Genomic DNA, 15,229 nt, shown 5'->3' with positions numbered 1-15,229 from the left:
CATCAGTCCGAACGGCGGGAACCACGGCCTCCGCGTTTCGAGTCCGTCTTGCGGCGCAAGTCCGTTAGACGCTCATCGCTGTCCTTGAGGAAGCGCGAGAGCTTATCCTCAAAGGATGCCGAGGTATTGTTGAAACGATTATTCGGTTTCCGGAAATCACGCGGCCCGCGTGCAGGACGCGGCGTCCGGAAGGAAGAATTATTCGTGGCGGCATGCTGCTGGGTAGTGGCATGTTCCTCTGGTTTCTTCTCCTGAGTCTGCTTGATGGAAAGACCGATCTTGCCCTTCTCATCAATCGTCAGGACCTTGACTTTTACCTTATCTTTTTCTGCGAGGAAGTCATGAACATCCTTTACATAAACATCTGCGACTTCCGAAATGTGGACGAGACCAGTCTTACCCTCTGGCAATTCGATGAATGCACCAAAGTTCGTGATGCCGCTTACGACACCCTCAACCACACTGCCAACTTCAATGGACAAATTAATTCTTCCCCCTTAAGTATTAAAGAATACACGCTTTATTATACCCTTGCACGCTAAACAGTGTCAAGGAACATAATCATTTGCTGCGCCCGGTCGTATAGGGCAATTCCCCCGCCCGGGTCATCCCGAGTTCTTCCCGGGCAATCTTCTCGATATACCCCAGTTCATTGAGTTTTTCTTTCTCCTGCCGCAGAGCTTCATTCTCCTTCTGCGCGGCGGCCAGCCGGGCCTCTGCTGCGGCCTGGTCCTGGCCTACCTGGCGCAGGTAAAGCTGCTGCGAGATGAGAATCGAGGAAAAATAGACTACACTGCCAACCATCAGGATAAAAAACCAGCTGAACCGGCGTTTTTTCTGTTGTCTTTGGCGCTGCATCACTATCCCCCCTTCAAAAAACATCAATCTCCTTAATGATACCGATATTTATGGACGGATGCAAGCAAAACTGCAATTATTTTTCTGACCACTGGAAATAATCGGTTGATGCTATCCGGCGGAATTTTGATGAACAATGCGGACAATCAAAATGATCTTTGACGTTTTCCATATCCGCACGGCCATCCACGATGCGGACGGCCTGTCCCTCAACGAAATCCATCTTCTGGCCGCAACGCGGGCAGACACATTGATTGTTGACATCCTTCTTGAGGATCATCGGCTCAAGATCGCCAGTACGGCGGACATTGAGCACCTTGGTTTTAGGCTGCTGCGGCAGATCGTGCTCATCGAAGAACCCCGATCCCAGCAGCTCCTGAAAATATATGCCACAGTGATGGCACTCGTATTTCGGCAATATGGCAGACATATCCGCCCGCCCATCGACAATCTGTACGGCCGTGCCATCGACAAACCGAAGATTCCCCTGGCATTTCGGACAGAGATATTGCCCCTTATCATTTTTTGCTAACTGGTAAACGGCCATTTCCATCACCATATCTTTCCCAACCAACATATCGGGTGCTCAGCAGACTATCTATATATATTCCCCATATCGCAGAAAAAAACCTGCCTGGTGATGAATTATTTTTACTGGCCACTGTCCGCCTGGATGAAAGCTGTAATCGCGCAGGCAATCTTCTGCGCAGCTTCAGGCCGCGCACAGGCAAGCGCCCGCTCAGACATCGCTTGCAGGCAGCCCTCGGCAAACAGTTCCTGTACCGCCGGTGCCAGCTTCTCGCCGGGATGGAGCCAGACAGCCGCACCATGACGTGTCGCATAGACGGCGTTTTCAGTCTCCGGTCCGGGGATGGGATCGTGCAGCAGCATCGGCAGCCCGAGCACGAAGGCTTCACTGATGGTCAGTGCCCCTGGCTTGGTGATCAGCAGGTCGGCTGCTCGCATGAGCTCATGGGCCTTATCGGTATATCCCCAGAGCTTCACCAGATGATGCGAGGTGCGGGCAAACGCCCGTACCTCATTGAGCAGCCGTGCATTGCGCCCGGCAATCACCAGCAGTGTCAACTGCTGCGGCAGCTTCTCCAAAGCCTGCAGGGTGGCTTGGATGCCTCCCAGTCCCAGGCCGCCGCCCATCAGCAGCACGGTCGGCTGTTCCAGCGGCAGCGAAAAATGCTGGCGCAGCTCTGCTTTCGGCGGCAGGCTGCGCAGATTGCTGTCCACAGGAATCCCCGTTGCCTGCAGTGTCTCCACCGCAAAGCCACAGGCTGTCATCTCTGCCTGCATCGCCGCCGTCGCCATGAAATACTGATCGACCTGCGGGTACAGCCAGATCTGATGCAGCGAGTAATCCGTCATGACCACAGCCAGCGGCAGCTGGCTATGCTGGCGTCGTTTCCATAGGGATACCGCTCCCTCTGGGAACGGATGCGTGCAGATGATGGCCGTCGGCTCATATCTGCGGATGAGGCGCTTCACAACCGGCTGCATGATAGCGGCAAAGGCACTCTGAACCAGCGAACCGCTCGCCGCCCCGCCAGACACCTTGTAGAATACATCATACAGATTCGGGACAAAGGCCAGCATGACAAGATAGATCTTCTTCATCAGCCAATGGAGCCAGGCCGTATCGCGCGCCATGAAATCCACCGTGGTGAGCACGGCTTCCGGCAGCTGCCGCTGCATCTCCTTGGCCACGGCCTCAGCTGCCTTGATATGGCCTGAGCCGATCGATGCCGTCAGTATGAGTATCCTGTCTGCCTTCATCTTGTTCCTTCTCTCCGTTGAAATCATACCCGCCTATTGTATCACATTTCAGGCAGTCAGGCCACCATCGACCCCCCAGACCGCACCGGTCACGAACGCTGCAGCCGGTGAGGCCAGAAAAGCGATCAGCGCTGCCGCTTCCTCCGGTGTGCCGATGCGCCCCAACGGATAGACCGAGGCCATCTCGCGCAACGCCTGTTCCCGGTCAGGCATCGCTGCCAGCTGCTTTTCTGTCAGCGGCGTCAGGATGTCTCCCGGGGCGATGGCGTTGACGCGCACGCCGAAGCCAGCCAGCTCCAAGGCCAGCGCCCGCGTGAACATGACGACTGCCCCCTTGCTGGCACAGTAAGCCGTGCAATAGTAATTGCCATGGACACCAGCATCCGAAGCCACGTTGACGATATTGCCGTGCATCTTCTTGAGCGCCGGAACCGCCAGCTGACATAGATAATACGTCCCCTTGACGTTGATATCGAGTACCTCTTCGAGCTGTGCTTCACTCACGTCCTCGATGGCACCTTCGCAGTAGACACCAGCGGAATTCACAAGCACATCGAGCTGTCCCCAGCGCTTCAGCACCGTATCCACCGCCAGCTGGCAATCCTCGCGCCGGCTCACATCACAGGGCTGGAAAGATGTCCGCTCCCCTGCCGCCAGCTGAGCCAGTGCCTCCTGGCCGTGCTTCACGGACCGCCCGAGCAGCATCACCTTGGCTCCGGCCTGCAGGAACTCACGGGCAGCGGCCAGTCCGATCCCCGAAGTACCGCCAGATATCATGACCACCTTGTCTGTCATCCGCATATCCATTTCCATCCATCTCCCTTTTGAAAAGGGCCGGGTTCCCGAAGGAACCCGGCCCTGCTTTTATGCTTTTGCTATCCTCAGCCATTTACGGCATCTTTGAGTGCCTTACCAGCCTTGAATACCGGATTCTTCGATGCCGGAATCTCGATATCCTGACCCGTACGCGGGTTGCGGCCTTTGCGGGCAGCGCGCTCTTTCACCTCAAACGTGCCAAAGCCAATCATCTGGACTTTATCCCCAGCCGTCAGCGCGTCTTGAACACTGTCAAACAGAGCATTTACAGCTTTTTCTGCATCTTTCTTCGTCAGACCGGTTTTCTCAGCAACACTAGCTACCAATTCAGTTTTGTTCACAACCGTAGCCTCCTTAAAGATAAATGATTTGTCTACGACAGTTGAATTCGCGCTCCTCCGCGTAATTCCTGCCACTATAAGAGAATTTAACAGAAAAGCTCCGAAAAAGCAAGGGGTTTCACGAAAAAACACGAAACAGTCCGCCAGTTTTGACAATTATTATCTACGATTCGCTTTTGGCACGGATAAACAGGCTCGTGAGATGATCGACATCCCTCTGCCGGTCAAGCTCGTAGAGCGGGATCTGCCGGATGGATTCATCGGGCAGGGCCAGATTGTGGATATAGGTCACTTCGTACTCATCAGGGAACAGCTCCATCAGCATGAGCTTCGTATCAGAAGCGATCGGCTGGCTGTATACCTGCGTGATGACAAGGGACTGGGCCGGCCGCTCTTTGAGCGTTGCTACATCCTCAGCATCAAGGATTGTCAGCCCATCGATGGGGTCGATGCCGAGCCGCGTGTACATGACCTCGACGAAGCTCATGCCCGGCAGGATATTGACCGTCACCTCGCTGGTACGCGCGAATTCGCGCAGCAGCACCACCGTGCGCTCCGCCACCAGCGGGCTGCCCGGCACAGCGTAGACAATATCACCCTCAGACTTTGCCCGCTGCAGGAGATCACGGGCAATCGCCCCGTAGAGCGACTCGAAATCCGCCGCCTCCTCATAAAATCCATCATACGTGGAAAACGTCATGCCCGCCGCCTCGATGGCCGCTACGGTCGGATGGATGCGCGTGCGCAGCACGAGACGCTCGGCCTTGGCCATGAGCTCCCAGCTCTCACGCGTGATAAGGCCAGCCCTTCCGGGGCCCAGGCCTGTTACTGTAATGGTTGCCATATTCTGTCTCCTATTCCTCATTCCTGCCCGGCAGTTTTCCTGGCAGACATCGCCGTTTCATCACCAGCCGCTGCCAGCAGCAGCCGGGTAGCGAAGTTTGTGATGTCCTGTTTGTATTTTTCATTCAATGCAAAGCGATAGCCATGCTTGCCTGGCAGCGCCTTCATGGTACGGCCGAACATCTTGTCCAGCGCCAGCAGCCCCTTGACCGGCAGCTTGCAGTCCGGCAGCAGGTAGATGTCCAGCGCCTGGGGGAGCTCCGCCAGCGAGCGGAGGCCCAGCGCGCGCGCGTGATTCTTGATGCGCGCCACCGCCAGCAGATTCATGACAGGCTTGGTCGGCTCACCGAAGCGATCGATCAGCTCGTCGAGCAGATTGTGCAGCTCCTCGTCGGTGCGGATAGCCGCTATGCGCTGGTAAAGCTCGATCTTATGCATGGCATCGTCGATGTAGCCGCCATCGATATAGGCCTCGACCTGCAGGTCGATGGTCGGATCCGGCTTGGGTGCCTCGACCTCCTTTTTGCCCTGCCGCAGCTTCTCAACAGCTTCTTCCAGCAGCTTGCAATACATCTCAAAACCAACACTGGCGATATGTCCATGCTGCTGCGAGCCCAGCAGGTTGCCGGCTCCGCGTATCTCGAGATCGCGCATGGCGATCTTGAAGCCAGCCCCGAGCTCAGCAAACTCCTTCATGGCCTGCAGGCGCTTCTCCGCCGTCTCCGTAAGGATCTTGTCGGCCTGATAGACAAAGTAGGCAAAGGCCATATGGTGCGAGCGGCCGACACGGCCACGCATCTGATAGAGCTGTGACAATCCGAAGTGGTCGGCATTGTAGACAATGATCGTATTGGCATTGGCCACATCGAGTCCATTTTCGACGATGCTCGTTGCCAGCAGGATATCGTAATCACCCTCGTAGAAGTCCATCATGACACGCTCGAGCATCTCCTCCGGCATCTGGCCGTGCGCCGTCTGGATGCGGGCATCGGGCACGAGCTGCTGGATATGGTCGCGCATGCGGTCGATCGTATCGACGCGGTTGTAGACGAAATAAACCTGCCCGCCGCGCTTGAGCTCGCGCTTGATGGCATTGGCGATTATCGTGTCGTTGTTCTCCACGACATACGTCTGCACCGGGAAGCGCTCAGCCGGCGGCGTCTCGATGATACTCATGTCCCGGGCACCGACCAGCGACATATGCAGCGTGCGCGGAATCGGCGTCGCCGACAAAGTCAGCACGTCGATGCCTGCCGACAGGCTGCGGATCTTATCCTTCTGCTTGACGCCGAAGCGCTGCTCCTCATCGACAATCAGCAGACCCAGTTCCTTGAACTGGACTTTCTTCTGGTTCAGGATGGCATGGGTGCCAATGAGGATATCCACCTTTCCCTCTTTGACCCGCTCCAGCGTCGCCTTCTGTTCTTTTGCCGTACGGAACCGGCAGATGACATCAACATTCGGCGCAAAATCCATGAACCGGGAGCTGAAGGTCTGGAAGTGCTGCTGAGCCAGCACGGTCGTCGGTACGAGCACGGCCACCTGCTTGCCGTCCATAGCCGCCTTGTAGGCCGCCCGGATGGCGACCTCGGTCTTGCCGAAGCCTACGTCGCCGCAGAGCAGACGCTCCATCGGCTTCTCCTTTTCCATATCGGCCTTGATCTCCGCAATGGCCTTGAGCTGATCGTCCGTCTCCTGATAGGGGAAGGCATCCTCGAAGTCGCGCTGGGTGGCATCGTCAGGGGAAAAGGCAAAACCTGTGGCCTGCCGCCGCTTGGCATAGATCTCGATGAGCTTCTTGGCGATGTCCTCCACGGATTTCTTCGCGCGTGCCTTAGCCTTGACCCATTCCGTACCGCCCATGCGATGCAGGCGCGGTACATCGCCCTCCGAGCCGATATACTTCTGCAGCAGCCCGACCTGGTCGGTCGGCACGAACAGTTTATCATCGCCGCCGTATTTGATATGCAGGTAGTCCTTGTGGATACCGCCGACCTCCAGCGTCTCGACACCGAGGTATTTGCCGATGCCGTGGTTCACATGGACGACGTAATCCCCAGGCCGGATCTCCCGGAAATGTGAGATTTTCTCGCCTTGATTGGCGCTGCGCACGATGCGGCGCTTCTGCCGGCCGAAGATATCCTTCTCCGTCACCACCACCAGCCGGGCCGCGGCCATCTCGAAGCCGGCCAGGAGTGCCCCCTGCTGGATATTGACCAGGTCGGTGCGCAGTTCCTCCCCTGCCGCGACGACGGCAGAGGGCACCCGATGACGTGCGAGCAGCTCGCGCATCGAATCCGCTTTCGCACGGTCCCCGAGCAGGATGAGCACACGCTGCTTCTGGCCGAGCCAGCGGCCGATCTCATTTTCCAGCAAGTCCATCTGCCGCTGGAACGGTGTCATGTTCGTCGCCGTAAAACTGATCGTTGCATCCGGCTCAGCCCCGTGGACCTGCTGGAGCATCAAGGCCGAGTAGAATACGTGGTTGCCCTGGGCAGCTACGCGCATATCCTCCCAGCTGAACACCTTGGTCTTGATGTCAGGATTCTCCTTGACCATCGTCTTGATCTGCTCACGGATGCGGATGGGTTCATCGAACAGCACGGCCCCCTTCTTCTCCAGATACGTCAGGAAAAGCTCTGGACGTCCCGCATCATCAGTCTGAGCCAGTGGCAGGATGGCAGTGCTGCTGATGTTGCGGATAGAGCGCTTGGTCGCCAGATCGAATTCGCGCAGCGAATCGATCTCGTCATCAAAGAATTCCATGCGCACCGGTGCAGGGCTGTTGATGGCATAGACATCCACGATGCCGCCGCGCGAACTGAACTGCCCGACGCGCTCCACTTCCTCTGCATGCTCATAGCCAAGCTGGACAAGGCGCGCCAGCAGCTCCTCGCGGGGCAGCTGCTGGCCGATGCGGACACCAAGGCTCAGGCGCTCGAACTCATTGCGGCTCATCCCTTTCTGGACAGCTGCCGCCGAGGTCGCCAGCACGATGACAGGCTCCTGCCGCATCAGCCGGCCGAGCACATCCATGCGGCGCGCCGAACGCTCGATGCTTTTGGCCGCTGCCTGCACATTGACGATATCCAGCTCAGGCAGCTCCACGACCGTCGCCTCCGGCAGGAGCGCTTCCAAGTCTTCCCGCCAGGCGCTGACCATATCGCTGTTGTGCACCAGCACCACCCATGGCTGCGGGCTCTTGCGGTAGCAGGCAGCAAAGGCCACATGCTTCTGCGAGCCGGAAAGTCCATAAGCCAGCGTCTCTCCCGGTTTTCCGGCAAACCGCTCCTGCAGCTTCTGTACGGCGGCATCCAGTCCTATGGCCGCCAATAATGAATCCATCTTCACACCTCTGTCTATCTTATCAATTACGCCAAAATGGGACTGCCGGCTGCGCGAGACAGCCGATAGTCCCTTGTAATGCTTTCATTTCAATGTATTTTATGATAATCCTATTTCTAGCGCACGTCAAGGAACGAACGCTGTTTCCAGACAAATTCCACAGCCATCCCGGGGCGCAGGCTCTGCAGATCCTTGGCCGTACGCGCCGGCAGGACACAATAGCTGCCACAGGACTCACACTCGAGCACGATCTCCTCGCCGCGTATCCCCGCCACGATGTCCTTGCTGCCGCAGGGGCAGACGAGCTCACCGCTGTCCGCCAGGTCATGCACGCGATTCAGTGCCTCCAAGAGCGTCTGCTGGCGCTCCAGGTACTCATCGCCATCATTGGGATGCAGCGAATCATACTCGGCGGCATTGAAGTCCAGGAACTCGGCGATATCCTGCCACTGGCCAATGTATCCCAGCTCAAAATGATCGTGTTCACAGTAGAGTTTTTCAAAACGCAGATGGCGCAGCTGACGCCAGGTGAACTGCTGCTGGTTCTTCCCCCCGCAGACACCGCAGGTAGTCGTGAGTATCAGTCCCTGACGTGGTTTCAGCGAGATCTCTCCCATTGTATGCCCGCAGCTGCCACATTCCAGCGTGAAATGCTTCTGCCCACTGAAAAGCGGCACATCATGGAGCTCAATCCGGCCACAGCGTTGGCAGTAAAACGCCAAGGAACAGGCCGTATCGATAAGCATCGGTTTTCCTCCTCTCTTTTGTCTCTTGTCCATTTCCCATTCGCCAACCTTTGTTTCCTAAGTCAATAGTTCGCCAATCAGCCAGCAAAATCCTCCCGCCTGAAAATATTTCTTGACAAAAAAGCCCCGCCATCCTCAATGGATGACGGGGCGTATGCTATGCTTCTATGCTTATTTGACCTGTACGTTGGCCAGCGCTGCCTTGACGAAGTCGCGGAACAGCGGATGCGGATTGTTCGGGCGGGACTTGAGCTCCGGATGAGCCTGCGTAGCCACAAACCACGGATGATCCTTGACCTCGATCATCTCGACCAGGCTGTCATCCGGCAGGGTACCGGCGATGACCAGTCCCTTCTCCGTGAGTTCCTGACGGTATTTGTTGTTGAACTCATAACGATGGCGATGACGCTCCTCGACCTCAGCCTTGCCGTAAGCAGCCAGCGAATGCGTACCCTCACGCAGCTTGCACGGATAGGAACCGAGGCGCATCGTGCCGCCCTTGTTCTCGACACCCTGCTGGGATTCCATGAGGTCGATGACCGGATGCTTCGTCTCCTCATCGAATTCGGAGCTATGTGCGTCCGTCATGCCACAGACGTGGCGGGCAAACTCGATGACCGCACACTGCATGCCCAGGCAGAGGCCCAGGAACGGCAGCTTGTGCTCACGCGCATACTGGATGGCCTTGATCTTGCCCTCGACGCCGCGGTCGCCGAAGCCGCCCGGCACGAGGATGCCCTTGCAGCCGACAAACACCTCGTCAAGATCCGTGTCCGGATTCTCGATCTCCTCGGCGTTGACCCAATGGATCTTGACAGCCGCATCGTTGTCGATACCACCGTGGTGCAGTGCCTCCGTAACGGAGATATAGGCATCCGGCAGCTCGACGTACTTGCCGACCACAGCGACTTTCACTTTCTTGGACGGATGATTGATCTTGTAGACCATCTTTTCCCAGTCCGACATATCCGCCGGGAAATAATCCATGTTGAGCTTCTGCAGGGCGATCTTGTCGAGACCTTCGCGCTGCATCATCAGCGGAACCTCATAGATCGTCGAAGCCGTGCGGTTCTCGATGACAGCCTCCGGCTGCACATCGCAGAACATCGCGATCTTCTCTTTCATTTCCTTCGAAATGGTCTTCTCCGTGCGGCAGACGAGGATGTCCGGCTGGATGCCGATAGCGCGCAGTTCCTTGACGCTATGCTGCGTCGGCTTCGTCTTGAGCTCACCGGCAGCCGAGATATACGGCAGCAGCGTGACATGGATGTAGAGGGTGTCGTTCTTGCCGACTTCCTTCTTGACCTGGCGGATGGCCTCGAGGAACGGCTGGCTCTCGATATCACCGACCGTACCGCCGATCTCCGTGATGACGACATCAGCGCCATCAGCCTTGGCTACATCGTAGACCTTCTGCTTGATCTCGTTCGTGATGTGCGGGATGACCTGGACCGTCGAGCCCAGATATTCCCCACGGCGCTCTTTGTTCAAGACAGACCAGTATACCTTACCCGTGGTGATATTCGAGTTCTTCGACAGGTTGATGTCGATGAAACGCTCATAGTGACCAAGGTCGAGATCCGTCTCAGCACCATCGTCCGTGACGAAAACCTCACCATGCTGATACGGGCTCATCGTGCCCGGATCGATGTTGATATACGGGTCAAACTTCTGGATCGTGACCTTGAGGCCCCGGCTCTTGAGCAGACGGCCGAGCGATGCGGCCGTGATGCCCTTGCCCAGGGAAGATACAACACCACCGGTAACGAAAATATACTTTGCCATGGAACTGCCTCCTGTTGCTTTTCAAAAATCACATGTTGACTATTCTAGCCTTTTTACCAAGTACTGTCAATACACTGCCAGGAAATTATTCCTGGATACTCTCAAGCTTCTTCTGGCGATTGTTGATTGCCTTGTTGGCAGCTTTCGATTTGCCAGCCCCCGTGCGGCTATTATGGCGCTTCACCTCAGGCGGGTTCCACTCCGTAAGGCCCCACTGTCCGTCACCCTCATAGTGGAAACGGCTGTCCATGTTGATGAGCGTATAGACTTCCGAGATAGCTGCCGCCAGGGACTGGACTGGCTTATGTTTCTTTTCGATGACTTCGAGGACCAGATCCTTATAATAGATAGTCTGGCCTTTCTGGGTCAGGATGTGATAGGCGATGTCTACTTCCGAGCTGTTGACGAAATCCATAGATAGTGGTCTCCTTCCAAATCTTTTCTTGCAGATATTTCTTACATATGGTCCGGGGCCGAAACGCCGAGGATGCCCAGCGAGTGGCGGATGACATGAGCCGTCACTGTCACGAGGGCCAGACGGGCCTCCGCGAGCTGCGGGTCTACGCCCATGATGCGGCACTTATTGTAGAAGCTGTGGAACAGGGATGCCAGATCGTAGCTGTAGCGGGCAATGCGCTGCGGAGCATAATCGGCAGCTGCCTTCTCCACCTCTTCAGGATACTCTTCGATTTTCTTGATGAGATCGATTTCCGACGGATCGGTCAGCAGCGAAAGCTGCGGTTTGTCCGACAGCGTCAGCTTCGTCTCCTCCGCCTGGCGGAAGATGCTGCAGATGCGCGCATGCGCATACTGGATATAGTAAACCGGGTTATCGTTCGACTTCTTCTTAGCCAGGTCGAGGTCGAAATCAAGCTGGCTGTCGAGGGAACGCATCAGGAAGAAGTAACGGGCAGCATCGGTGCCGACTTCCTCCATAAGCTCATTGAGCGTGACACTCTGGCCCGTGCGCTTGCTCATCTTGACGAGCTCGCCGCCACGGAACAGGGCCACCATCTGCAGCAGCAGTACCTTGAGCTTTTCCGGATCGTGGCCCAGAGCCGCCATCGCCGCCTTGACACGGCAGACATAGCCATGATGGTCAGCGCCCCAGATATTGATGAGACGGTCGAAGCCGCGCTCGTACTTATTGTGATGGTAAGCGATATCAGCAGCCAGATACGTCGGCACGCCGTTGTCGCGGATGACAACGCGATCCTTGTCATCGCCATAAGCCGTGGACTTGAGCCACAGTGCCCCATCCTGCTCATAGATGTTGCCATTGTCCTGCAGGATCTTGACCGCAGCCTTCACCGCCTCCGGATGCAGCGTGCGCTCGCTGAACCACTTGTCAAACGTGACCTGGAACGCTGCGAGGTCTTCCTTGAGTGCCGCAAGTTTTTCCAGATAAGCCAGATCCTGGAAGATTGCCAGACGCTCTGCCTCCTCCATATGAAGATACTTGTCGCCTTCCTTATCGATGATGCGCTGCGCCGTGTCGATGATGTCCTGGCCATGGTAGCCATCCTCTGGGAAATCGACCTGCTGGCCGAGCAGCTCCAGATAGCGGGCATTGACCGAGCGAGCCAGATTGTTCATCTGGTTGCCTGCATCGTTGATGTAGTACTCACTCTCCACCGGATAGCCAGCAGCCCGCAGCAGATTGACCAGTGCCGAGCCTGCCGCTGCGCCGCGGCCATGGCCGACATGCAGCGGGCCCGTCGGGTTGGCGCTGACATATTCGACCTGGATCTTCGGGGCATCCTTGGCTGGCAGCTGGCCGAAGTCCTCACCTGCTGCATAGATTTTCTGGAACGAGTCGTAGAGCACATTGCCCTTGAGATAGAAGTTCAGGAAACCCGGACCGGCAATCTGCGTATGATCAAGCCAATCGCCCTCGATGCGCTTGGCCAGCTCCTCAGCGATCTGACGCGGGTTCTTATGAAACACGCGCGCCGACTGCATGGCAAAATTCGTAGCAAAATCACCAAACTCCTTCTGCGGCGGCACCTCCAGAACGATTTTCGGCAGTTCCCCTTCCGGGAACACACCCGCTGCAATAGCGTCCTTTGCGGCCTGCTCGATTGCAGCCGAAAGCGTATCTTTGATATCCATGTTATCCCTCTTTTTTCTTCTTGTCATTGGCAATCTCGATCCGCAGCGTATTCGTGCTCTGATGCTGGTCATCGATGGCGATATCATACTCTGCCTCGATGAAGCCCTCGAGCAGGCCATAGCTGACATCCAGGCGATGCGTGCGGATCGTCATCGCCAAGTCACCATATGGCGTCCGATAGCGGTTGACGGTCGCAGCTCCTGGCCGGAAACGCATCTCCTGCTTCATTGCACCCTTCCGCAACAAAGACATTTCCTCGTCACTGAATTTGAGCACCGTGGAAACACTCTGCTGTTCGTGCAGCATGGCATCCTCGTAAAGCACGTAATGCTTGCCGTTTTTCACCGAGTGACGGCCCACAGCCATGGACTCGATGGTATTGGTCTCGCCTGCCTCATCCCGCTGGGTTCCACGGATCCGAATGATCACCGGATTCATTCCGTTCATGACGTCACCTCTTCAAAAAACATACTGTACACTATTATAACCCAATGCACAGACCTTGCCAACTCCCTTTTTTTAAAAAAGCAGGCGGCACATCCTTCGATGTGCCGCCTGCCACTGGACAATATCTGCGTCCGTCAGATGCGGAACTTGGCTACCTCGCCAGCCAGTTTCTCTGCCTGCTCGGCCAGGCTGCGGGTCGCCGCCGCGATTTCCTGTGCCGAAGCCGACTGCTCCTCTGTCGTTGCCGACACGGACTGTGCCCGCGAAGCATTCTGATTGCTGATCGTAGCGATATCCTGCACCGACTTCTGCATCGAAGTCGTGCCCTCAGCGATGCTGCGGAAATTCGTCGCTACCTCATCGATTCCCATCGACAGCGAATCGATCGATATCTTGATGGATTCAAACACTTCATCAGCACTCTTGACAGAATCCATGCTGCTCATAACACTCTCCGAGCTGAGCTCGCTGGCCGCCACAGCTTCCTTCATATCGCTCTGGATTTTCGTCACGAGGTTGGCAATCTGCTGCGTCGACGATGCCGACTCCTCAGCCAGCTTGCGTACCTCATCGGCCACAACGGCAAAGCCGCGGCCAGCCTCGCCAGCACGAGCGGCCTCAATAGCAGCATTGAGTGCCAACAGATTCGTCTGCTCGGCAATCCCCGAGATCATCTCGACAATCTTACTGATTTCATCGGAACTCTTCGAAAGTTCCTGGATCGACGTCTTGACCGTCGTCGTGCTGTCGTTGATATGTTTCATTGCTCCGACAACGGAGTTGATAGCATCACGGCCAGAGTTTACATTGTCGACGGTCATCTGCGTAACGGCTGCCAGCGCATCAGTATTCATCACAACACTGTCCGTACGCTCGGAGATATCCTTGGCCACATCATCCGCCGAATGCGCCGATTCCGACTGGCTGGCAATACCGCCAGCGATATCCGTGATCTGCATTGCAATCTGATTGGAGCCTTCAGCCGACTGATGCGAAGCCGCCGTAAGCTCCTCCGCTGAAGCCGATACTTTCTCGGCATTAGCCTGGATATGGCTGATGAGATCGCGCAGCGTCTGACGCATGGTCTGGAAACCGCGGGCCAGATCACCGAGTTCATCACTGCCATCATTCGACAGCGGACGCTGGCGCAAATCGCCATCATTCAAGATTTCACACTCGGTACGCAGGGCAATGACTGGTGCTACCATGCGGCCCGATACCCACCAGATCAGCAGGGCAATGCCCACAATCATCACAAAACCAACGATTCCCATAACTGTGACCAGATGATTCGCATCCGCACGAATCTCCGACAACGGAGCTACAGACACAGCCACCCAGCTGCGATTGCCCAGATGGATTGGCGTCATGACCGCCTGCGAATCTACACCAGCAGAAGTCCTGTATGAAGCCGGAATCTGCTTATCCTGGCTGACAGCATTCGTAAAGCCATCCACCAGTGCCTTGTCGATTGTCTTATTCGAAGTCTCTTTGGATAGATCCAGCTTGCCGACATCGTCAGGCTGCTGGGCATAAGCAATGACCAGACCATCCTGGTCAGCGATGAATACGCGGCCCGTTTCCATATACTTGATACGGCCGGCGATCTCCGAAATCTCATCGAGCTCGATCGTGCCGTAGACGATGCCCTTGAGCTCATTGCCATCGAGCACCGGATAGGCGATGATCGTGATCAGCTTGCCGCTGGTACCCGAAACGGACGGCCCCGTCATGACCGGTTTTTTCGTCTCGCGGACCTGCTTGATGTAGTCACGCGACGAACGGTCCATGTCCTTGCCCTTCTCGCTGTAAGCCTTGCCATTCACATCGGAAAAGGCCAGCATTGCAAAGCCTTCACTCCTGGCCTTGCTGTCAGCCAGGATCTTCGTGCGCTGCGCCCGATCACCATTGATGATGCCATGATTATGCGCCAGCTCACTGACCAGCATTTCCTTCTTCTGAAACGTCTTCTCAATTTCCAGCGCCGTGCTCTTGCCGATTTCCTGTGAAATCATATCGGCATTGCGAAACAATGCCTGGCTCGACATATAGTAGCTGATTGCAAAGAATACAATAAAGCTACCTAGAAACAGCGGCAAAAAACCTGCCAGAAATTTTGTCCTTAGACTGTTAAGCTTCATACTCAACCT

General features: G+C 56.2%; 14 protein-coding genes. All 14 read right to left on the bottom strand.

The features are described from left to right. Positions 1–2: 2 nt before the first annotated feature. Positions 3–482, bottom strand: a complete 480-nt coding sequence (locus FZ041_RS07485; protein ID WP_075443812.1) for a S1 domain-containing RNA-binding protein — start codon at positions 480–482, stop codon at positions 3–5. Positions 483–561: 79 nt separating this feature from the next. After that, the gene (locus tag FZ041_RS07480; RefSeq protein WP_075443814.1) at positions 562–858 is read right to left on the bottom strand and encodes an FtsB family cell division protein; all 297 of its coding nucleotides are present in this window, start codon (positions 856–858) and stop codon (positions 562–564) included. Between the two features lie 76 nt (positions 859–934). After that, entirely contained in the window at positions 935–1,435 is a 501-nt protein-coding gene (locus FZ041_RS07475; protein ID WP_255449296.1) for a hypothetical protein, read from the bottom strand. A 74-nt stretch (positions 1,436–1,509) separates the two neighbouring features. Beyond that, positions 1,510–2,643 carry an MGDG synthase family glycosyltransferase gene (locus FZ041_RS07470; protein ID WP_149189128.1) on the bottom strand — a complete coding sequence of 378 codons (1,134 nt, stop codon included), beginning with the start codon at positions 2,641–2,643 and terminating at the stop codon, positions 1,510–1,512. A 48-nt stretch (positions 2,644–2,691) separates the two neighbouring features. Further along, on the bottom strand, positions 2,692–3,450 hold the full coding sequence (locus FZ041_RS07465) for an SDR family NAD(P)-dependent oxidoreductase (protein WP_255449295.1): 759 nt from the start codon (positions 3,448–3,450) through the stop codon (positions 2,692–2,694). A gap of 74 nt (positions 3,451–3,524) precedes the next feature. Next, positions 3,525–3,800 (bottom strand): HU family DNA-binding protein, encoded by a 276-nt coding sequence (locus FZ041_RS07460; protein WP_082336238.1) that lies wholly within the window; start codon positions 3,798–3,800, stop codon positions 3,525–3,527. Between the two features lie 163 nt (positions 3,801–3,963). Beyond that, complete coding sequence (locus tag FZ041_RS07455; protein WP_149189127.1) at positions 3,964–4,644, bottom strand: SAM-dependent methyltransferase; 681 nt, start codon at positions 4,642–4,644, stop codon at positions 3,964–3,966. A 17-nt stretch (positions 4,645–4,661) separates the two neighbouring features. Next, complete coding sequence (gene mfd, locus FZ041_RS07450; protein WP_149189126.1) at positions 4,662–7,988, bottom strand: transcription-repair coupling factor; 3,327 nt, start codon at positions 7,986–7,988, stop codon at positions 4,662–4,664. 116 nt (positions 7,989–8,104) lie between these two features. Then, positions 8,105–8,734, bottom strand: a complete 630-nt coding sequence (locus FZ041_RS07445; protein WP_075443825.1) for a hypothetical protein — start codon at positions 8,732–8,734, stop codon at positions 8,105–8,107. Between the two features lie 171 nt (positions 8,735–8,905). Beyond that, entirely contained in the window at positions 8,906–10,519 is a 1,614-nt protein-coding gene (gene pyrG, locus FZ041_RS07440) for a CTP synthase (RefSeq protein ID WP_075443827.1), read from the bottom strand. Between the two features lie 85 nt (positions 10,520–10,604). Then, a complete protein-coding gene (gene rpoE, locus FZ041_RS07435) occupies positions 10,605–10,934 on the bottom strand; it encodes a DNA-directed RNA polymerase subunit delta (RefSeq protein ID WP_075443829.1) in 330 nt (109 codons plus the stop codon). A gap of 41 nt (positions 10,935–10,975) precedes the next feature. Then, the gene (gene argS, locus FZ041_RS07430; protein WP_149189125.1) at positions 10,976–12,631 is read right to left on the bottom strand and encodes an arginine--tRNA ligase; all 1,656 of its coding nucleotides are present in this window, start codon (positions 12,629–12,631) and stop codon (positions 10,976–10,978) included. A 1-nt stretch (position 12,632) separates the two neighbouring features. Further along, positions 12,633–13,079: a YwiB family protein gene (locus FZ041_RS07425; RefSeq protein ID WP_149189124.1), complete on the bottom strand. Its 447-nt coding sequence runs from the start codon at positions 13,077–13,079 to the stop codon at positions 12,633–12,635. Between the two features lie 134 nt (positions 13,080–13,213). Further along, positions 13,214–15,220: a methyl-accepting chemotaxis protein gene (locus tag FZ041_RS07420; protein ID WP_149189123.1), complete on the bottom strand. Its 2,007-nt coding sequence runs from the start codon at positions 15,218–15,220 to the stop codon at positions 13,214–13,216. Positions 15,221–15,229: the final 9 nt, after the last annotated feature.

This window comes from Pseudoselenomonas caprae, from assembly GCF_008271345.1.
Lineage (GTDB): Bacteria > Bacillota > Negativicutes > Selenomonadales > Selenomonadaceae > Selenomonas_A > Selenomonas_A caprae.
This window is presented reverse-complemented; position numbering and strand designations above follow the sequence as displayed.

Coding starts and splice junctions, on each gene's coding strand:
- FZ041_RS07480 (WP_075443814.1), bottom strand. CDS start 858: ATGCAGCGCCAAAGACAACAGAAAAAACGCCGGTTCAGCTGGTTTTTT.
- FZ041_RS07475 (WP_255449296.1), bottom strand. CDS start 1,435: ATGTTGGTTGGGAAAGATATGGTGATGGAAATGGCCGTTTACCAGTTA.
- FZ041_RS07470 (WP_149189128.1), bottom strand. CDS start 2,643: ATGAAGGCAGACAGGATACTCATACTGACGGCATCGATCGGCTCAGGC.
- FZ041_RS07465 (WP_255449295.1), bottom strand. CDS start 3,450: ATGGATATGCGGATGACAGACAAGGTGGTCATGATATCTGGCGGTACT.
- FZ041_RS07455 (WP_149189127.1), bottom strand. CDS start 4,644: ATGGCAACCATTACAGTAACAGGCCTGGGCCCCGGAAGGGCTGGCCTT.
- mfd (WP_149189126.1), bottom strand. CDS start 7,988: ATGGATTCATTATTGGCGGCCATAGGACTGGATGCCGCCGTACAGAAG.
- FZ041_RS07445 (WP_075443825.1), bottom strand. CDS start 8,734: ATGCTTATCGATACGGCCTGTTCCTTGGCGTTTTACTGCCAACGCTGT.
- pyrG (WP_075443827.1), bottom strand. CDS start 10,519: ATGGCAAAGTATATTTTCGTTACCGGTGGTGTTGTATCTTCCCTGGGC.
- rpoE (WP_075443829.1), bottom strand. CDS start 10,934: ATGGATTTCGTCAACAGCTCGGAAGTAGACATCGCCTATCACATCCTG.
- argS (WP_149189125.1), bottom strand. CDS start 12,631: ATGGATATCAAAGATACGCTTTCGGCTGCAATCGAGCAGGCCGCAAAG.
- FZ041_RS07425 (WP_149189124.1), bottom strand. CDS start 13,079: ATGAACGGAATGAATCCGGTGATCATTCGGATCCGTGGAACCCAGCGG.
- FZ041_RS07420 (WP_149189123.1), bottom strand. CDS start 15,220: ATGAAGCTTAACAGTCTAAGGACAAAATTTCTGGCAGGTTTTTTGCCG.